Below are 19,128 nucleotides of genomic sequence, written 5' to 3'. Positions count from 1 at the left end.
GCCCCATGCGTGGAAACATTGCCCAACTGATGCAGCAGGCGCAGAAGATGCAGGAAAACCTGCAGCGCGCCCAGGAAGAACTGGCCAAGCTGGAAGTCACCGGCACTGCCGGCGGCGGCATGGTCAACGTGACGCTGACCGGCGCCAAGGAGTGCCGCAAGGTGCGGATCGATCCGAGCATCCTCTCCGACCAGGAGATGGCCGAGGACCTGATCGCTGCCGCCTTCAACGACGCCTCCAACAAGATCGACGCCGAATCCAAGGACCGCATGGGTTCGGCCACTGCCGGCATGCAGTTGCCGCCGGGCATGAAGTTGCCGTTCTGAGCGAAGGGATTCGGGAGTCGGGATTTGGGATGAGCTAAGTGCAAAGGCCTTTGCCGTTGCGAATTCCAAATCCCGAATTTCCAATCCCGGCCACCCAATGTCCTCACTGCTAGAACAACTGATCGAGGCCTTCCGGGTATTGCCCGGTGTGGGCCAGAAGTCGGCGCAGCGCATGGCGTATCACGTGCTCGAGCGCGAGCGCGAGGGTGGGCGGCGTCTGGCGACGACGTTGGCCAATGCGGTGGAAAAGGTGGGGCATTGCGTGCAGTGCCGCGACTTCACCGAGTCCGAGATCTGCACCATTTGCGCCAGCAGCAGTCGCGACCGGCAGCAATTGTGCGTGGTCGAATCGCCGGCCGACCGCCTGGCAATCGAGCATGCCACCGGCTACCGCGGGCTGTATTTCGTCCTGCAGGGGCGCCTGTCGCCGCTGGATGGCATCGGCCCACGCGAACTGGGATTGGATCGGCTCGGCGAGCGTCTGGCCGCTGGCGAAGTGACCGAAATGATCATCGCCACCAACGCCACCGTGGAAGGCGAGGCGACCGCCCATTACCTCGCGCAGCTTGCCCGCCAGCACGCGGTACGCCCGAGCCGGCTTGCCCAGGGCATGCCGCTGGGCGGCGAGCTGGAATACGTGGATCGCGGCACCCTGTCGCACGCCTTCGGCACCCGCAGTGAGGTGCTGTGAGGGCGGGGATTGGGGAGGCGGGATTTGGGATTCGCAAAGCCGTGCTGGCGCGCACGGTAAGCTGTTACCAATCCCGAATCACGAATTTCCAATCCCGAACCATGACCGACACCATCTTCGGCAAAATCATTCGTCGCGAAATCCCGGCCACCATCGTCTATGAAGACGATGAGGTGCTGGGCTTCCAAGACATCGCACCACAGGCGCCGGTGCATGTGCTCTTCATTCCCAAGCAGCACGCCATTCCGACCTTGGACGATGTGCCACCGGAGCAGGCGCTGCTGGTCGGTCAGTTGGCCATTGCGGCGGCGGCATATGCGCGCGCACAGGGGCTGGCGCAGGACGGCTACCGCATTGTGATGAATTGCCGCGAGCATGCCGGCCAGACGGTGTTTCATATCCATCTGCATTTGTTGGCCGGTGCACCGCTGGGCCGTTTCGGCACGCCGTGATGCGTCGGTTGATCGTGCGCTGCGCGCAGTCGGTATAGCGCGGCGATCGTCGCGCACATACAAAAACGCCGCTCCCTGCGAGCGGCGTTTTTGCGAATAACACTCAGGTCAGCGGCGCATTACCACCAGCCGCGGCCCCAGCCCCAACCGCCGCCCCAGCGTGGACCCCACGGGTCGCCCCACGGACCGTACGGGTAAGCCGGTACGACTTCCACGTCGCGCACGACCGGCCACAGGTAGACCACGTCGGCATTGACCTTGGGCAGCTTGTAGTCGTACTCGCCGATCTTGGTGGTTTCGTAGCCTTCGATCTTGCCGATGAAGGTCACTTCGCGGCCAGGTTCGAACACCGCCGGATCGTAGAAGCCCGAGCGGCAGGCCAGGAAGCGGCCGTCGCTGGCATCCACTGCATCACGGTCCGGCCGACCGCTGGCATTGAGCGGGCGCGAGATCAGTTCAAAGCAGGTCTGGCCCTGGCCAGGCGTGGTCTTGATGATCTTGCCGCCCCAGCGCACGGAGGTGCCGACCTGGGCGCTGGCGGTGGAGTCGCTCGGACTGACCGTAGGGAACTGGCCCTGCAACGGCTTGGGCGCGGTGGCGCAGGCTGCGAGCCCGAGCACAGCGATAAGAGGAACAAGAAAACGGGTACTCATGAGGAAGCTCCGGTTCGCGGGCGATGCTGCAGCAAATCTTTCAAGAGAGTGGCGCTGTCCGAATCAGTGCCAGCGTATCGCGCGGCAGCGAAACGTTGGCTGAGTGCCAGCAATGCCGTCTTCGGGTGTGACCGGGCGACACGTTGTGCCCAGACGATGGCTGGTTCGTGCGGCTCGCGGGCAAGGCCGAGCTTGCGGTAGCGGCGGCTCAGCCGGTGCCAAGCGCGCAGCAACGGATCGCGCTCGCGTTCGCCGCGTGCCAGCAACCAGCCCATCCATGCCAGCGCGCTCACCGCGAACACGCCGAAGATGACGGCGAGTTGCGAGGTGTCCAGGCGATCGATGCCGAAGGGTTGCAGCAGCCGTTGCTGGCGGTCGGCATCGAAGGACAACACCAGCTCATTCCAGCCACGGCGTAGCCAATCGCCGACCTGGCCAATGCTGGCCCATGCGCCGAGGTCGGCGAAGTTGTTGCCGCCTTGGGTTTGCAGGCGATCTTCGAGTGTGTCGTAGATGCGTTCCGGTGCCACCGCGGCGGTCGGATCCACACGCACCCAGCCACGCCCGGCCAGCCAGATTTCGGTCCAGGCGTGTGCGTCCATGCGCCGTACCACCCAATAATCGCCCAGCCGGTTGTAGGTGCCGCCTGCATATCCGGTAACCACACGTGCCGGGATGCCTGCCGCGCGCATCAGCACGACGAACGAGGAACTGAAGTGTTCGCAGAAACCGGCCTTTTGCTGAAACAGGAACTCGTCGACGCTGTTGCGGCCGAGTAGCGGCGTGTCCAGCGTGTAGGCGAATTCGCGGGTGATCCAGCGCAGCGCGCGCTGCACCACTGCATCGTCGTTCTTGCCGGCCTCGCTACGCCATTGCCGTGCCAGCGCGAGCGTGCGCGGATTGAAGCCGGGCGGCAGGGCGAGCGCACGCTTGCGCAATTGATCGGGCAGGTCGGTATCGAAGCGCGTTGGCGGTGCCGATTGCAGGTCCCAGCGGGTCAGCGCGCTCAAGGGGCGTTGCGCGAACAGTTCGTAGTCGGGCGATAACTCGGCGTTGGCTACCGCTTGGGTGGGTAGATCCAGCGACACCAGTTGGCGGCGATCGGTGGGCTCGTAATCCAGGCGATAACGATAGGTTTGCGGGCCTGCGGTAACCGAAGCGGGTTGGGCGCGGCCGGTCCAGCGCGCGCGCTGCCAGGTGCGACCGTCGAAGTCCCACATCACCGGCCCACGCCAGTAGCGCTGTTGCGGCGGTGGCGCCTTGCCGGTGAACTGCACGCGCAAGGCCGGGCTGTCATCGGCCATCAGGTCGATCCATTCGCCCGGCAACATGTTGTCCGACAGCCCGGGCCGCGACAGCGCACGTTCGGGCACGCCCCACAGCGGTGCACTCAGGCGTGGCAGCAACCAGAAGGTGACCAGCGCTAGCGGCACGCCGATGGCGACCAATTTGCCGATGCCGCGCAACTGCATCCGCAGCGCGGGCGTGGCGGTGCGGTGCTCTTCGTCGGCCAGCCGCTGCATGCTCAGCAAGGCGCTGACCACCGCCAGCAGCGCCAGGCTCAGATCGTCCCTCCGACTGAGCCTGACTGAGGCAATAGCTCCATCAACCATGCGAGCTCCTCTTCGTTGAATGCCGGGAAATCATCCGCTGCCCCTGCGAAGGGGGCCGCATCTTGTTCCCACATCACGGTGCTGGACGCTGCCAGGTCGGCAGCGATGGGCGTACCAGGATCCGGGAGGCCGCCCCCGATCCTGGTACGCGGGCGTTTTACCCTCCAGCTGAGGGGCAAATGCAGCGCATCGCGCTGTTCGGGAACGCGCACCTCGAAAGATTGCTGTGTGGAGGGGCCGGTGACAGCACGATCCGATCGGGACCGTTTACGGCTGCTTGCCCGCGTCTGATCTCCCTCGTGCATTGGGCTGGGCGCATCAAGGTCACGCTCCAGCGAATCGGCGAATGCATGCAAAGACGCCTGATCCGGTGTTTGAGCTGAAGTAGGGGACGGTTTGGCCCTTTTCATCCCTGATGCCTGGAGGATACGGTCCCAACGCTGCGAGGCTGGGGGGAGCGTTCCACCGCGGGCTTCGAGTTCGGTGACGCCCACTCTGCGAAAGAGCTGTACCAACCCGTTCCTGCTCATCCCGAACTGCGTCATGGCCTCATCAAATGCGTACGCTGGGTGGGAGTGGCACTGGAAAAACTCCAGCACGCGAACCACTTGCGCGTAGTCGGCAACGCGATGGGACGTGCGTTCGCCAATACGGCGATTGACTCTTCTGATCAATTCCGGCGCGTGCGGCAATCCCTTTTTCACTGCATCCAGGGCAGGACGTCCGCCGAGGCAGGCCAAGGCGACGAGGTGGTCGTTGGTCAACGCGGCCAACGCCGGATCAGGGCGAGATAACTGGGCAACAATGCTCTCCAGCGCCTGCTTGCCACCATCGTGGCTGGCGATGGCCACCACCTGGTCCGGGGTCAGGCCATGGTCCTGGCACAGCACCGGCAACAGCCGCTGCACCGTCTCCAGCGCCTGCTTGCCGCCGCCATTGCTGGCGATGGCCACGACCTGGTCCGGGGTCAGGCCATGGTCCTGGCACAGCACCGGCAACAGCCGCTGCACCGTCTCCAGCGCCTGCTTGCCGCCAATATTGCTGGCGATGGCCACGACCTGGTCCGGGGTCAGGCCATGGTCCTGGCACAGCACCGGCAACAGCCGCTGCACCGTCTCCAGCGCCTGCTTGCCGCCAATATTGCTGGCGATGGCCACGACCTGGTCCGGGGTCAGGCCATGGTCCTGGCACAGCACCGGCAACAGCCGTTGCACCGTCTCCAGCGCCTGCTTGCCGCCGTTATTGCTGGCGATGGTCACCACCTGGTCCGTGGTCAGGCCATGGGCCTGGCACAGCACCGGCAACAGCCGCTGCACCGTCTCCAGCGCCTGCTTGCCGCCGTTATTGTTGGCGATGGCCACCACCTGGTCCGGGATCAGGCCATGGTCCTGGCACAGCACCGGCAACAGCCGCTGCACCGTCTCCAGCGCCTGCTTGCCGCCGTTATTGCTGGCGATGGCCACCACCTGGTCCGGGGTCAGGCCATGGTCCTGGCACAGCACCGGCAACAGCCGCTGCACCGTCTCCAGCGCCTGCTTGCCGCCGCCATGGCTGGCGATGGCCACCACCTGGTCCAGGGTCAGGCCATGGGCCTGGCACAGCACCGGCAACAGCCGCTGCACCGTCTCCAGCGCCTGCTTGCCGCCACTATTGCTGGCGATGGCCACCACCTGGTCCGGGGTCAGGCCATGGTCCTGGCACAGCACCGGCAACAGCCGCTGCACCGTCTCCAGCGCCTGCTTGCCGCCATCGTGGCTGGCGATGGCCACCACCTGCGCCGGGGTCAGGCCGTGGTCCTGGCACAGCACCGGCAACAGCCGCTGCACCGTCTCCAGCGCCTGCTTGCCGCCAATATTGCTGGCGATGGCCACCACCTGGTCCGGGGTCAGGGCATGGGTCTGGCACAGCACCGGCAACAGCCGCTGCACCGTCTCCAGCGCCTGCTTGCCGCCAATATTGCTGGCGATGGCCACGACCTGGTCCGGGGTCAGGCCATGGTCCTGGCACAGCACCGGCAACAGCCGTTGCACCGTCTCCAGCGCCTGCTTGCCGCCAATATTGCTGGCGATGGCCACCACTTGGTCCGGGGTCAGGCCATGGTCCTGGCACAGCACCGGCAACAGCCGCTGCACCGTCTCCAGCGCCTGCTTGCCGCCGTTATTGCTGGCGATGGCCACCACCTGCGCCGGGGTCAGGCCATGGGCCTGGCACAGCACCGGCAACAGCCGCTGCACCGTCTCCAGTGCCTGCTTGCCGCCGTTATTGTTGGCGATGGCCACCACCTGGTCCGGGGTCAGGCCATGGGCCTGGCACAGCACCGGCAACAGCCGCTGCACCGTCTCCAGCGCCTGCTTGCCGCCAATATTGCTGGCGATGGCCACCACTTGGTCCGGGGTCAGGTTCAGGGGGGCACCCGTCAGTGCATTGCGCCATGCATGCACTGCCTCCACTGCGGTCACGCCGCCACGTTTTGCAATCTTGAGAAGTTGGCCTGTGTCCAACTGTAACGGCGGACCTCTCAACTCCCCCGCCTTCGTGAGCAAGGCCTCCAGGGCGCGTGCGCCGGACCACTGTTTGCCGACGCCAACGATGTCTTCGTGTGTCGCCTCTGGCAACGCCGTGATTATGTGCTGATACTTGACAGCGACGGTCCCTAACGCTGCCGGGTGTTGGCTGAGCGCAACGATGTGCGCGTGTGTAAACCCATGGCCCACCAGTGCCTCGTGGTGCTGCGCCACTGTCGAACGCACCTTCGGTTTGATCTTCTCTTGCTGCTGCTGACTGTAGCCGAGCGTGCGTAGATCCACCTGCGCGGCCGGCGAAGCGTCGGAGGGTTGCGCCGCACGCCGTCGCGGGGCCGGCTTGGCGCGCGGCGGCCGCGCGGCAGTGACAGCGACACGCACGGTGGGTGGCGGGTCATCGGCTGCACGCAGACCCGATTGCATCTCATCCCACTCTGCTGGGGCAGCCGCTGTATGCGGCGTGCCGACGGCAGGCATCGAATCAAGAAGCGATGTATCGACTTGACGGAGCAGATCGCTGAAGCTGCCCGCCGGGAACGCAGGCGAGGGCGCAGGGGGAGATGGCAGCCGGGTCCGGGACATCGTCCGCCGAGCGGGCAAGCCATCCAGGGGGCCGCCAGCAGGCGGAGCCCCCCCCCGATCTGCAGTCGGCTGAACCCTATCCGGTTGGGGTCCGGGCAGAAGCTCGCGGGCAGGACTTGGCGTACGCGAACGAATGGGATCCATCCATCGTCGCTGGCCCCTGGTCGAGCAAAAAGGCGGCAAACGGCGCGAACAATGCAAAGCCGAGCAGGCTGCGCGCATCGCGCAAGGTGCGCAGTTCGCAGGCCTTGATCGCCAGCATGGCGGCGAGCACCGCGCAGCCGGTATCGCGGCCGAAGCGCATGCCGATCTGCCAGTACACCGCTGCCAACATCGCGATCACCAGCAACAACCGCACCGGCGCCATCAAGGTGCCGCGCCAGCTCAGCACGCCGACCAGCATGGCGGCCACGGCAACGGTGGCGGCAAGCAAGCCGGGCAGCTGCAACAGCAGCGGCGTCAACGCCAGCCAACTGGTGGCCAGCACCCAGGCGCGGCTGGCCTGGCTGATCGGAAGCGAGGGCTCAGTCATGCGGAAGCAGGGCCAGGGCGCGCAGACACAGGTGATGGTGCGAAGGCCCTTGCGCGGGACCCAGCGGCGGCTGGCCCGGCAGCAGCAGCCGATAGCGGTTCCCGTCGCGTTCGGCCAGGTTGACCCAGCGCGCCAGCCGCGCGATGCGGCGCTCGTACGGCAGCGCGTTGAGCGTGCGCCAGTCCAGCGTGACTTCGATCCCCAGCGGCTTTTCGTATTCGCGCACCAGCAGCGTGTCGCGACGTGCCGAATGTTTCCAGGAAATCGTGCGTGGTGCATCGCCGGCGCGATACGGGCGTAACTGATGCAGTTCCTCGCCTTGCGCGTGCAAGCGGGTCTGGTTGGGCGAACCCGCACCATCGGGCAGCGCAGGGCCCTGTTCTTCTGGCTTGGGATAGGCCAGCAATGGCGTTTCCGGCCACACCCACGACCAGGCGCGCACCAGGCCCAGCGGCTGAGTGCTGGACAGGCGGATGCGCTCGATGTCCTGCCAGCCGCGGCGCTCGGTCGGCACAAGTAGATCGACCTCGGCCATGTCGTGCTCGATCAGCGAACAGAAACCGTTGCTCTCCAGATGATCCAGGCGCAGCCCGCGCCGTGTGCGGGTATCGCGACGTGCCAACGACACCCGCATGCGCAGCGGTTCGCCGGCGATCACCGGCTCGGCTGATGCCGCTTCGATACGCAGCGCTGACAACTGCAGGTGCGCCATGATGCTGCTGGCGATCCCGGCCGTGGCCAGCAGCAGTGCGAGCAGCAGCGCCGGATTGTTGTTGTAGTTCAGTGCGCCCAGCAGCATCGCCAGCAGTAACGCGGCGACGAACAGCCCGAAGCGGGTCGGCAGCACATAAATACGCCGCCGATCCAGCACGATCGGCAAGGCCTCGGGGCCCCGCGGACGTGCCAGCAGGCTGAGTCGGCGGCCGATGCCGCGCAGGCGCGCATGCATGTGGGTCAGTCCACCGGCACGCTGTGCAGTAGCGCCTTGGCTAGCGCCGGCCCGGACGAAGATTCGGCTTCCGGCACCAGCCGGTGACCGGCCACCGCCACAAACAGCGCCTGCACGTCTTCAGGCAGGACATGCTCGCGCCCAAGCAGCAGCGCATAGGCCTTTGCAGCGCGCAGCAAGGCGATGCCTGCACGCGGCGACAGGCCCACGCGCACCCCGGCATGCTGGCGACTACGTAGCAGCAAGGCCTGCACATAGCCGATCAGCGCATCGCTGGTATGGATCTGATTGACCACTGCGCGCAGCGCAACCACGTCGGCGTCGCTGAGTTGCGGGGCAGCCTGGGCGATTAATTCGCGCCGATCCACCCCGGAGAGCAGCGCACGCTCGGCGTCGGCGCTGGGGTAGCCCAGGCTCAGCCGCAGCAGGAAGCGGTCCAGCTGCGAATCCGGCAGCGGGAAGGTGCCGGACAGATCGACCGGGTTCTGCGTGGCGATCACGAAGAACGGTTCCGGCAACGCATGCGTCACGCCATCCAGCGTCACCTGCTGCTCGGCCATCGCTTCCAGCAGCGAGCTCTGCGTGCGCGGCGGGGCGCGATTGATTTCGTCCGCCAGCAGTACGTTGGTGAACACCGGGCCGGGATGGAACTGGAACTGCCGCGAGGTGGCGTCGTACACCGATACGCCCAGGACATCGGCCGGCAACAGGTCTGAGGTGAACTGCACGCGCTGAAAGCCCAGCCCCAGGCTGGAGGCCATCGCATGGGCGAGGGTGGTCTTGCCCAGGCCGGGCAGGTCCTCGATCAATAAGTGTCCACCGGACAGCAGCGCCACGAATGCCAGCCGCACTTCCTGCGCCTTGCCCAACAGCAGCGAATTGACCTGGTCTTGCGCGCGCCGCAGCGATTGGCGGAGCGCATCGGTTAGCATTTCCGTGGAACGCAGCGGTGTCGACATCACAATTCCGTAGGTGGAAATGAAGAGTGCACAGGGCAATGCAGGGGGACCAACGCGCACATCGCACCTTCGTGATCCTGTGGACACTGGCCACGGCCGTCAAGCTATTGATCGCCGCACGCTTGCCGCTGTTCGTGGACGAGGCGTTCTACTGGCAGGAAGGCCAGCATCTGGCCGCAGCGTATTCGGACCTGCCGGGCATGACCGCTTGGCTGGCACGTCTGGGTGTCGAGCTCGGTGGACATCACCTTCTGGCGTTGCGACTACCGTTTCTGGCCATTTCCGCGCTGATTCCCTGGTTGATCGCGCATATCGCCACGCGCTGGTTCGGCTCCACGCTGGGCTGGCAGGCCGGCAGCCTGACCTTGCTGATGCCGCTATCGGCCACGCTGGGCATTCTGGCTGTGCCGGATGTGCCGATGGCCTTGGCGGCGGTGCTGTGCATGGATGCCGGTGCGCGCTTGCTGCGCGAGGTCGATGCCACCAGTGCGCTGGAGCTCGCCATCGGCTTGGTCATCGGTGCGCTCAGCCACTATCGCTTCGTCGGCGTGATCGGGGTGGGCTGCATCGCATTGCTGTGCATCCCGCAAGGGCGCGCGGTGATGCGCGATCCGCGCATCTGGATGGCGCTGACGGTGGGCGCGGTGAGCTGGTTGCCGCTGCTGTTCTGGAATACCGACCATGACGACGCCGGATTGCGCTTTCAATTGGTCGACCGGCATCCGTGGCGTTTTCAGATCGCCGGGCTGTGGTTCCTGCTGATCCAGACGGTGGCGGTGACGCCGCTGTTGGCCTGGGCGATGGTCGAGGTTGGTCTGGCCGGCAACCGCAGTGGTGGCGGCGCACGTGCGCAATGGCGCTATTTCGGTTTGCTTGGCGGCATGTCGACCATAGCGATCTTCGTGCTCGGCTTCTTCAGCGATGCCGAGCGGATCAGCTTCCACTGGCCGCTACCCGGCTATCTGGCGCTGCTGGTGGCGGTGCCGGTGATCCTGATGCGCTGGCCGCACCCGCTGCGCCGCGCGGCGTGGCTGATCGCACTGCTCGGCATGCTTGGCGCTTACGGCTACTACCTGGCGGTGTCGGTGCCGTCGATCCGCGCGCATGCCGCTGGCGAAAAATACTACCCGCGCAACTTCGCCGGCTGGGACGATCTGGCGCGTGCGGTGAAGTCCCAGCTGGCGCAGATGCCGCCGGGCACGCGCGTGCTGGCAGAAAACTTCAAGGTTGGCGCCGAGCTCGGCTTCAAGTTGCACAACGCCAATGTCGAGGTGCTGCGTGCCGAGTTGAACGACAAGCACGGGCGTAGCGCGCAGCTGCAGCAGTGGGGGGTGCTCAGCGACGGCGCGCGCACCGGGCCGCGGCTACTGGTGCTCTCGCCCAGCGATCAGCGGTATCGCGAGCTGTTGAAGCGCTACCACGCCATCTGCGAGATGGTCGGCCCGCTGCCGCCGCCGACCGTGGTGTCCATCGATCATGGTTATCAGCGCTTCCTGCTGTTCGCACTGCCTGCCCAACGCCAGCCCGGGTCATGCGTGACCCCGGCGATGGCGTGGATCGACACGCCGCTGCCGAACGTCTCCGTGTCCGGCAAGCTCGAGGTGCGTGGCTGGGCCTTCAAGGATGGCATTGGGCTGTCGAATGTGGAGCTGCTGCTCGATGGTCGCCCGGTCGCGCAAGCTACGTACGGCAAACCGCTCGATGTGCGCCCGTACTGGAAAATCTCCACCGACCCACAGCACCCGAACGTCGGCTTCACCGCCACGCTCGACACCCACGCATTACCGCCCGGCATGCACTGGCTAGGGCTGCGCCTGCACGGCCACGACGGCAGCGTGGAAGATTGGTGGGAACAACCCCTCACTTTCAAAGCTGATGCTCAGTTGCGCCGATCGAGCGTCCACTAGAGCGGTCCGCGAGAGTCGCCACGCCGTTCAAGCAATCTTCTGCGTCGTCCTGCTGCTCTGGCCGAAGGTGTAGGCTGTCGTGAGGAGCGCTGCAAATCGGTCAGAGGTAGTGCACGAAAAAAAGGTTTGGCCGCGCTGGCGGTCGCTAAGATGCACCCATCAGGCCATGTGCTTGGCGTCCCGGTCGTGAAACGGCCAGTGCTAGTCGACAAGGCAACAAAGGAAACGCAATTGCTGCGCAAATATAGGGATTTATCCAGCGATTCCGGCGACCGCCTGGGAGCATGCAGGGGGTGGAGCAAGCTTCCGCACTCACTGTTGGTTGGTGCAAAGTGGTTCTATCTCGCGGTCGGGGTGGTGGCACTGGTCGCGCTGTCATCCAAGGTGCTCTATGCCGATCCATGGCGATTCGCAAAAAACCTCCTGAGCCAGCCTTGGCCACGGAATGTGCTTGCGGTGGATAACGGACATCGTGAGGTCTTGCCCAATCTGCTGCGTCTTGCGGAGCTCAGATGGTTGGATGGAAATCGATGACTGCAGATCTGGGCAGGTGTTGCGCTGGCTTTGCTGTCAGTGTGGATGTTGCTACGTCTGGTTCGTACTGAGCGTCTGGGTGCTCTGGCGTATGCCGCCGCTGGGCTGGTTTGTACGCTGAGTATTTTCTGGCTGGGAAACGAGCGTGCACTGGCGCATGCAAATGAGTCGGTGCATGTCTATCTGATTACCACGTTTCTGGTCGGCGGCTGTTGGCTAACCCTGCACCAGGCCACCATGCACGCCGTCATTTACCACAACCCCGGCTGCGGGACGTCCCGCAACACCCTCGCGCTGATTCGTCATACCGGGGTCGAACCGCAGATCGTCGACTACCTGTAGCATCCGCCAAGCCGCGAGACGCTGCAGTCGCTTATCGCCGCTGCCGGCATCACGGTTCGCGAGGCCATCCGCCAGAAAGGATCGCCATATCTGGAGCTGGGTCTCGACGATCCTGCCTTGGACGACACTGCACTGTTGAGCGCAATGCTCGCGCATCCGATCCTGATCAACCGGCCATTTGTCCAGACCCCGCTCGGCACGCGCTTGTGCCGTCCTTCCGAACTGGTGCTCGACCTGTTGCCGCCAGCCACGCGCGGCTTCGTCAAGGAAGACGGCGAGTCTCTGCTGGACGAGGCCGGGCAACGCATCCGTCGCTGACATATTCAACCGGCGCGCGCAGCCGGCCTTACGCTGTCACGTTCGCGGCAACGTTGAAGATTAGACGCCGTGCGCTCATCCTAGAGTCCTGATGAGCGGCTGCTGCATACGCCTTCTGCACGCTCTGAGAGCGGTTAACGAGGCGGACTGTCCCCACCGCTCGGCGACGCGGCCGCCGCTCGGAGTCAGCATGCACAGGTGTCGGTACCTATCACCCGTTCATTGCAGTTCCTGCGCGCTGTTCACTCCTGGCTCAAGATTGCTCGCTTACGTTCTGGCAGCTACTCCAAACTCCACGTCACGATCTTCAGGAGCACACCCATGATTCGCGACATTATCCGCATGGGCGACAAGCGCTTGCTGCGTGTGGCGCCACAGGTCACCAACCTGGGCAGCGCCGAGTTGCACGCGCTGGTGTCCGACATGTTCGAAACCATGGGCGCTGCGCATGGCGTCGGTTTGGCAGCGCCGCAGATCGCGGTGGATCTGCAATTGATGGTGTTCGGTTTCGAAGCCAGCGAGCGCTATCCCGAAGCACCCGCAGTACCGCTCACGGCTCTGGCCAACGCACAGATCGAACCGCTATCGGACGAGATGGAAAACGGCTGGGAAGGCTGCCTGTCGATTCCCGGTCTGCGTGCAGTGATTCCACGTTATCGCTACATTCGTTACCGCGGCTTTGCGCCCGACGGCAGCCCGATCGAGCGCGAGGCCGAAGGCTTCCATGCACGCGTGGTGCAACACGAATACGATCACTTGGTCGGTCGTCTGTATCCCTCGCGCATCGAAAACTTTGACACCTTCGGTTTCGACGACGTCTTGTCTTACGATCTGTAGCATGCCGTTCACGCTTTCCATAGCAGCCTAGCTGCAATGGAAAGCGGCCGTCCGTGCAAGATTGCGCCAGGCGGGCGCGGCCGGTTCTCGGAATCGGCATGGACCACGCGTCAACTGCGGTCATGGGCGCGCCGTCCGCGCCCACCTGACAGCTGCTCGCTACGTGTTGTTAGCCGCTCTTAGCCACGGCCCCCGGGAAAGCCATCGCACGGGAAACCGGCATCTGCTTGGCGGACATAGCCGATGCGCATGTGACTGCGCAACATTCGCCACCTTGGGACGCGCTTGTCCTGGCCCACTGCGTGCCGCCGTGCGCCTGTCCTGGTCGCTAACTGATAGCCAGCGCACGCTCCAAGTGCAAGGTGGCGCCCGCTATCGCGCTTGGCGGAGTAGGGCTGTCCGAATCGGTACCGCTCCCCTCGCCACGCCACTGATAGGGGCCAACCGCGATCGCCGCGCGGCGGATCTCGACGGCGCTGCTCAGTGCCGCCGTGATGGATCACACGGAGCGGCAACATGCACACCCGCCCATCCAGATCCTTTCCTCAGACCGGTGCCCGAGCGCCGACCACGCGGCGGCGCGCAGCGCGCTGGTGGACCGCAGCGCTGGCCTTCGGTCTGGTAGTACTCGCCCCTGCGGCACTTGCCGGCCCGTACACGATCTTCGGCAGCCACTACGCGGGGGTGAACAATTTCAACGATCCCAACAACATCATCCAAGGCACGTTCGGCACCGGCAGTACACCCGAGCTGACGGTCACCTTCAACTTCGCCGACTACAACGTGTATGGCTACCCGGCCATCATGCGCGGCTGGCATTACGACTGGAATCCGACCACCGACACACTGCTCCCCAAGCAGATCTCGTCGATCAGCGCGCTGCCGTTCAAATTCAATTACAGCGCAGGCGGCACCAATCCGGGCGGCGATTTCGCTTACGACATCTTCTTCCGCTGGGAGATCGCCAAGGGCAATCCGCAGCTGGAAGTGATGATCTGGGGCGACCACAATTCCTGGCCGATCGGCACTGTCACTGCAACGAACGTCAGCACCGCGGGTGGGCGTAACTTCGACCTATGGGAAGGCTTCAATTCCGGCGCCGGCTATGACGTTTACACCTTCATTCCCACCGGCACCGCCAGCCAGTCGACGCTCAAGACCAGTGGCAGCCTCAACGTGGATGCCAAGCCGTTTCTGACCTGGCTGCAAGACAATCGCGCCAAGGGTGGCCGCTGCAACAACAGCATGTACCTGCGCGGCCGAGGCGGGCTTTGAAGTTGTACGCGGCAATGGGTGGGCCAAGGTCAGCGCGACCATGGATGCGAAGTAAGCGCAGCCGCAGCTGTGGTGTGCGGGCCGCCATTACCGGTTGGCCCGCACACGGTTTCGTCGGGGCCTGCCGCAGCCTGCGCGCTGTGTGTTGTGTTCGATAGCGAATCTCTACACGGCTCCTTGTACACGCGACAACCGAAGTGGCCAGATGTGCGTCGCCTGTGGTGTGGCATCGCACATCGGATGAGGCTACAGTGAGCGGCCGGCATGGATGACCGCGTCTGCGCGCCGCCAGTGCGCAGACATTCGGTCGGTGACGCACAGGCGTCGTCTGTGCCGGATGCGCGAGGGTCGTTCGCCCACTGCGCTGCGTCATGTCGATGCAGGTGGGCTTGGTTGGTCCATCCATTTTCGGAGTACATCGATGCACATGCATAGCCGTTCTCACTCGCCGCTGTTTGTCCATGATGGTCGGTTGCCGCGCGCGGCTGCGCTGGCCTTGCTGCTGGTCGCGACCAGCGCCAGTGCCTACACCGGACAGACCAAGGTCTATGGCAAGCAGTACGCGTTCAACAACAACTTCAATGACGCCAATAACACCATCCAGGCGACCTTCGGCAGCGGCAGCACGCCGAGCCTGACCATCTCCTACAACCTGTCTAGCGGTAACTTGTACGGCTACCCGGCGATCTGTCGCGGTTGGCACTACACGATGAACCCGGCCACCGATAGCTACTTTCCGCATCAGGTGTCCAAGATCGGCAGCTTGGGCGGGAGGTTGGCATTCACTACCAAGGGCAGCGGGCAGACCGGCGATTTCGCCTACGACCTGTTCTTTCGCACGGACGCCAGCAAGGGCAACCCGCAATTGGAAGTGATGATCTGGGGCGCCAACAATTCGTATCCGGTTGGCACCTTGACTACCGCCAACGCCATTACCTTGGGCGGCGTCACCTACGATTTGTGGGAGGGAAATAACTCGGCCGCTGGCTACTACGTGTACACCTTTATTCCGCATGGCACCGCGGGCAACAGCAATCCGCTGCCGGCCAAGGGCAATGTCAATGTGGACGTCAAGGCGTTTCTGACCAAGTTGCAGGCGTTGCGAGAAGGCGATGGCCGCTACAACAGCAGTCTGTATCTTCAGGTGGTGGAGGCCGGCTTCGAAGTGACCGGTGGGATGGGGACGGTGTCGCTGACCGGGTCGATTACAGCCAAGTAAACACGGCTATTGTCGCGCCATCAGCTGCAATGGTGCGCAGTTGGCGCGCTTCGAGTGCCGGTGCACGCTAAGGAACCTCTAGACAACTCGTGGCGTTACGAGTGAACTTGGGATTTCGCTTGATCGCGGCGGTCGCTCATGCTGCAAATCAATGACTTGCGACTTATGGAGACTGCCCCAGCGACTGATTGGACGCTGGCGAAACAGTTGTTCAGAGGTTCCCTGACGTGTGTGCCTGCATCCTGGGCATGACATGCGAATGGCGTGTCATTTTATTGATTCAGCCAAGTGCCATGTATTGCGCGTCATCAAGCGCGGTGCATGGCACTTGATGACTTGGGGCCGACAACGTAGCGTCGCTGTGGTGCGACGCTGGCGCGACGAACTAAGAGCGGCTAACAACACGTCGCGAGTAGCTGTCAGGTGGGCGCAGACAGCGCGCTCAGAACCGCAGTGGACGCGTGGTCCATGCCGATTCCGAGCACCGGCCGTGCCCGCCTGGCGGTGAGTGCAGTCGTTTTGTTAGCTGCTCTTAGCAATGGCCAAGCACGGCATGCCGATTCTGCGCATCGGCAACACGTGCCTTACCACCGCAAGGTCGTATTGGCGGCCGCGGCTACAACGCCACCAGTTGGATGCTGTCAAACACGATTGCCGGGCTGAGGAAGCCGTTGTCCGGGGAGCCGGAGGCAATGCCGATCTCGATGCAGTTACTGCCGGCCTGCAAAGCAGATGCGGGAATGTCCATCTCGTACAGGGCGTTGTTGCCACGCGTCGTGCCGCGCGTGATGCCGCGTGTCTTCGGCTGCAGAGGGGCGTCAGGCATCGGCCCATTCCAGCGGGCATTCACGCTGATCTGCGGGCGTGCACTGCCCTGCGCCAACGGCACGAAGATGCGCAGGCGATAGTCGCGTACCTCGTCGGCGGCCAGGGTGAAGTCGATCCGGCTCGGGGTGTTGATACCGCGCCACTGCACCGCGGGAAAGCTGCTCTGGCCGCTCGACCCGACGGTGTACGTCGTCGCAGACCAGCGCATGCGCGCATCGGAAGGGTGCGCATGCGGTAGCAGGTCCGCGTATCCGAACCCCGCCGGCGTGCCATCGGGAATGCCGATCTGCCACTTCAGCGTGCCCGGTAAGGCGACCGCCTGAAGTGTGGCGTGTGCTGTGTCGTTGGCAAACACTTCGATATCGCGCCATGCGACTTCCAGTTCGTTCTGGTAGAGCGTCATGCGATATCTGCCCGGGCGCACACCTGTCACCTGATACTCGCCACTGCCGTCCGCGGTGGCCCAGTATTGCGCCTGCGCGTTGCACAGACCGATAACTGCTGGCTGGTCGGGCAGCACGCCGCTCACTTGCCCGCCGACTGCACCGCGCCCGCTTGCCGGCAAATAATCGCTCAGACCCAGCGTGGCATCGACGAAATCGGTGTTGAGCTGCGCATCGGATGGCGCGCTGCCATCGGTGAACAACAACCCGTACACACCATGCAGACCGCCACGAAATGCTTCGGTCTGGGTGTGGTCGGAATACATGTAGTTTTAGAGTTCATGTGTCACACGAGTCTTTTGCGTGGCGATGTCCTTGAAGAACGGCCCACCCGCGCTGTGCTCGCGGTTGCCCATCAGCATGAACACTGCAACGCCGGGGCCGCTGACGCCATGCACCTGGTCGTCCATCATTCGGCGTGCGGAATAGAATTTGGAACTGGTGCGCCCATCCGGCAACAAAAAGACATCGTTGCCTTCGATCGCTGTGCCGACATTGGAATCGGGTTCCTGCTGCGCATCCGGCAACTTGGACACATTCAAGCGGGCCACGAAGCGCAATTCGCCCACTGGTGGCAACGTTGGCGCATACGTGGCCATGTAGATCGCGTTGCGGCCCTTGCGCACGATGTAGTACTGGATCAGATCGCCGGCCTTGGCGGACACGATGATCGTTCCACCCGCGATGCGTGCGTCCACGCTGGCGCTGCCCAGCCCCGAAGCGATCTGCGAACCCTTCGGTTCGGTGGTCTGCAGTTCGTTGTCGCGATAGCGCATCGACACGATATCGCCATCGTGTGTATCGACCGAAAACACCAGCTCGGCGCCACTGTCGACAATCACGCGGTCGCCACTGCGGGTGCACCCGAATTCGGCCAGTGCAGGTGCGCTGACGCCGGCATAGAGCAACAGCGCGCAGGCGAAGGTGTGCAGGCGATGACGCGGCATGGTGGTTACCGTGCGGAAGCAGGACTTGGTTGCGATGCCTGCGCGCGATGCTAGGCGAGCGTCGGAGACAGAGAACGTGCGCACTGTTCGAACTTCCAGCAATCAATATGAGAGTAGTGTGCCTGATGGGGGCATCGCGGGCCAGTCGGCGCGGCGGGCAGTTGCGATTGGCAGGGATAGCGCACGCGTCGGAGACGCTAGCAAAACGGAGGCTGCATTTATCCGGTGAGCCTAGACGGCGCACAGCAACTGCAGTGCACGCGTAGCATACGCCGCACCGATCACTAGACGCGCCCATCTGGCGATGAACGCGCTCGCTCCGTTAGCTACTCTATGACAGGGCAGCATCATTGCAGGGACTCAGCACAACCTGTCCCGTGCCAGGGCGATGTCGACCATCCATTGTTCGCGCTTGCCGATCACGAAGCGATGTTCGCTTCCGTCGCTCAACCGCACCGACAACGATGTGGGTGCGATCGGCAGCAGACCGAATAGGCGTGTCCAGCAGGGCTGCATCGCCGCGATCTGCCGAAGAGGCACGCTCAACGATTGTGTTTAGACATTGAATGCGTGTGGCTGGAACAGCAGCGCGTCGGCGGTGAGAATCAGACGCCCGCCCACCGCTTCCATCCCGCGCTGCAGATTGGCCAGTGCCTGACGCAACACGTCGCGATCAATTGAACGCAAGCCGCCACCCTGGAAGAGCGAACTCACGGCCGTACAGCGGCGATGTGGGCACGCGGCATCTGCCAGGGCCAGACGCCAAGGTTGCCCAGCGGTGCCAGGAACGAAACCGAAAACATGAGAGAGGCCTGATGGGCTGCATCACTTCAGCTAAGGTCGCCGGCGAGACCCGGCAGCACGCCATGCCAGCAGATCGCCCGTGTACGCCAGACCACCGCCGTTGAAGAACGGTTAACAAAACTGGCTCTCTGAAAATTTGAGTGGGTAGGATTTCGGCTGGTTTACCACTGACGCGGGGATTGGGATGACGGCCAAGGTGTTTGAAGCGGCGCTGGGGATCGGCGCGCCGTGGTCGGTAGGCGCGGTCGAGTTCGACGAAGCGACCAAGGTGTTGACGGTGCCGGTGGACTTCAAGCCGGGCACGAGGTTCAAGGTATCGGGCCAAAAGGGGCTGCATCCGGTTCATGACACCGTGGTCAAGACCTACCGGCACCTGAACTTTTTCCAGCACGAGT

10 protein-coding genes, 2 other RNA genes and 8 pseudogenes are annotated in these 19,128 nt (G+C 64.0%); 11 read left to right on the top strand and 9 right to left on the bottom strand.

Annotation, left to right across the window (positions count from 1 at the left end):
• The first annotated feature begins 5 nt into the window (after positions 1-5).
• From WJW29_RS04940 to WJW29_RS04930, 3 genes are all read left to right on the top strand, one after another.
• A complete protein-coding gene (locus WJW29_RS04940) occupies positions 6-326 on the top strand; it encodes a YbaB/EbfC family nucleoid-associated protein (RefSeq protein ID WP_011257912.1) in 321 nt (106 codons plus the stop codon).
• Between the two features lie 97 nt (positions 327-423).
• Positions 424-1,017, top strand: coding sequence for a recombination mediator RecR (gene recR, locus WJW29_RS04935; RefSeq protein WP_011257913.1), 594 nt, complete (start codon positions 424-426; stop codon positions 1,015-1,017).
• A 101-nt stretch (positions 1,018-1,118) separates the two neighbouring features.
• On the top strand, positions 1,119-1,469 hold the full coding sequence (locus tag WJW29_RS04930; protein WP_011407744.1) for a histidine triad nucleotide-binding protein: 351 nt from the start codon (positions 1,119-1,121) through the stop codon (positions 1,467-1,469).
• A gap of 119 nt (positions 1,470-1,588) precedes the next feature.
• On the opposite strand, the gene WJW29_RS04925 is transcribed toward WJW29_RS04930, so the two are convergent.
• The 6 genes and pseudogenes from WJW29_RS04925 to WJW29_RS04900 form a co-directional block, all read right to left on the bottom strand.
• Positions 1,589-2,122 carry a Slp family lipoprotein gene (locus tag WJW29_RS04925; protein WP_011257915.1) on the bottom strand — a complete coding sequence of 178 codons (534 nt, stop codon included), beginning with the start codon at positions 2,120-2,122 and terminating at the stop codon, positions 1,589-1,591.
• A pseudogene (locus WJW29_RS04920) lies at positions 2,119-3,681 on the bottom strand (DUF3488 and transglutaminase-like domain-containing protein); the annotation flags it as partial. The gene WJW29_RS04925 and the pseudogene WJW29_RS04920, both read right to left, overlap by 4 nt.
• 2 nt (positions 3,682-3,683) lie before the next feature.
• On the bottom strand, positions 3,684-6,983 hold the full coding sequence (avrBs3, locus tag WJW29_RS04915) for a type III secretion system effector avirulence protein AvrBs3 (RefSeq protein ID WP_206436318.1): 3,300 nt from the start codon (positions 6,981-6,983) through the stop codon (positions 3,684-3,686).
• A gap of 1 nt (position 6,984) precedes the next feature.
• Positions 6,985-7,371: pseudogene (locus tag WJW29_RS04910) on the bottom strand (transglutaminaseTgpA domain-containing protein); the annotation flags it as partial.
• A complete protein-coding gene (locus WJW29_RS04905; protein ID WP_011257917.1) occupies positions 7,364-8,320 on the bottom strand; it encodes a DUF58 domain-containing protein in 957 nt (318 codons plus the stop codon). The gene WJW29_RS04905 and the pseudogene WJW29_RS04910, both read right to left, overlap by 8 nt.
• Positions 8,321-8,325: 5 nt before the next feature.
• Complete coding sequence (locus WJW29_RS04900) at positions 8,326-9,279, bottom strand: MoxR family ATPase (RefSeq protein WP_011407746.1); 954 nt, start codon at positions 9,277-9,279, stop codon at positions 8,326-8,328.
• A 38-nt stretch (positions 9,280-9,317) separates the two neighbouring features.
• Between WJW29_RS04900 and WJW29_RS04895 the strand changes: the two genes are divergently transcribed.
• From WJW29_RS04895 to WJW29_RS04865, 7 genes and pseudogenes are all read left to right on the top strand, one after another.
• On the top strand, positions 9,318-11,186 hold the full coding sequence (locus WJW29_RS04895; RefSeq protein WP_012445908.1) for a glycosyltransferase family 39 protein: 1,869 nt from the start codon (positions 9,318-9,320) through the stop codon (positions 11,184-11,186).
• 150 nt (positions 11,187-11,336) lie between these two features.
• A pseudogene (locus WJW29_RS04890) lies at positions 11,337-11,939 on the top strand (hypothetical protein); the annotation flags it as partial.
• Positions 11,940-11,957: 18 nt separating this feature from the next.
• Positions 11,958-12,380 (top strand): annotated as a pseudogene (arsC, locus tag WJW29_RS04885) (arsenate reductase (glutaredoxin)).
• Between the two features lie 321 nt (positions 12,381-12,701).
• Positions 12,702-13,217 (top strand): peptide deformylase, encoded by a 516-nt coding sequence (gene def / locus WJW29_RS04880; protein WP_011407749.1) that lies wholly within the window; start codon positions 12,702-12,704, stop codon positions 13,215-13,217.
• A 98-nt stretch (positions 13,218-13,315) separates the two neighbouring features.
• Positions 13,316-13,392: non-coding RNA, sX9 sRNA (locus tag WJW29_RS04875), on the top strand.
• A 341-nt stretch (positions 13,393-13,733) separates the two neighbouring features.
• Positions 13,734-14,547: pseudogene (locus WJW29_RS04870) on the top strand (cellulase).
• 417 nt (positions 14,548-14,964) lie between these two features.
• Positions 14,965-15,711 carry a cellulase gene (locus tag WJW29_RS04865; protein ID WP_041182379.1) on the top strand — a complete coding sequence of 249 codons (747 nt, stop codon included), beginning with the start codon at positions 14,965-14,967 and terminating at the stop codon, positions 15,709-15,711.
• Positions 15,712-16,104: 393 nt separating this feature from the next.
• On the opposite strand, the gene WJW29_RS04860 is transcribed toward WJW29_RS04865, so the two are convergent.
• The 3 genes and pseudogenes from WJW29_RS04860 to WJW29_RS04850 all read right to left on the bottom strand — a co-directional run bounded on the left by WJW29_RS04860 (position 16,105) and on the right by WJW29_RS04850 (position 18,616).
• Positions 16,105-16,181, bottom strand: a non-coding RNA gene (locus WJW29_RS04860) — sX9 sRNA.
• Positions 16,182-16,327: 146 nt separating this feature from the next.
• A pseudogene (locus WJW29_RS04855) lies at positions 16,328-17,929 on the bottom strand (rhamnogalacturonan lyase B N-terminal domain-containing protein).
• 360 nt (positions 17,930-18,289) lie between these two features.
• A pseudogene (locus tag WJW29_RS04850) lies at positions 18,290-18,616 on the bottom strand (hypothetical protein).
• A 301-nt stretch (positions 18,617-18,917) separates the two neighbouring features.
• Between WJW29_RS04850 and WJW29_RS04845 the strand changes: the two are divergent.
• Positions 18,918-19,128: pseudogene (locus WJW29_RS04845) on the top strand (ISL3 family transposase); the annotation flags it as partial.

This window comes from Xanthomonas sp. JL1, from assembly GCF_038405005.1.
Note: the sequence above shows the minus strand (reverse complement) of the source record. Positions and strands in the feature narration are given on the sequence as shown.

Bases quoted from the DNA above. Each gene is read 5' to 3' on its own strand.
- avrBs3 (WP_206436318.1), bottom strand. From the start codon at position 6,983: ATGGATCCCATTCGTTCGCGTACGCCAAGTCCTGCCCGCGAGCTTCTG.
- WJW29_RS04925 (WP_011257915.1), bottom strand. From the start codon at position 2,122: ATGAGTACCCGTTTTCTTGTTCCTCTTATCGCTGTGCTCGGGCTCGCA.
- WJW29_RS04930 (WP_011407744.1), top strand. From the start codon at position 1,119: ATGACCGACACCATCTTCGGCAAAATCATTCGTCGCGAAATCCCGGCC.
- WJW29_RS04940 (WP_011257912.1), top strand. From the start codon at position 6: ATGCGTGGAAACATTGCCCAACTGATGCAGCAGGCGCAGAAGATGCAG.
- WJW29_RS04905 (WP_011257917.1), bottom strand. From the start codon at position 8,320: ATGCATGCGCGCCTGCGCGGCATCGGCCGCCGACTCAGCCTGCTGGCA.
- WJW29_RS04900 (WP_011407746.1), bottom strand. From the start codon at position 9,279: ATGTCGACACCGCTGCGTTCCACGGAAATGCTAACCGATGCGCTCCGC.
- WJW29_RS04895 (WP_012445908.1), top strand. From the start codon at position 9,318: ATGCAGGGGGACCAACGCGCACATCGCACCTTCGTGATCCTGTGGACA.
- recR (WP_011257913.1), top strand. From the start codon at position 424: ATGTCCTCACTGCTAGAACAACTGATCGAGGCCTTCCGGGTATTGCCC.
- def (WP_011407749.1), top strand. From the start codon at position 12,702: ATGATTCGCGACATTATCCGCATGGGCGACAAGCGCTTGCTGCGTGTG.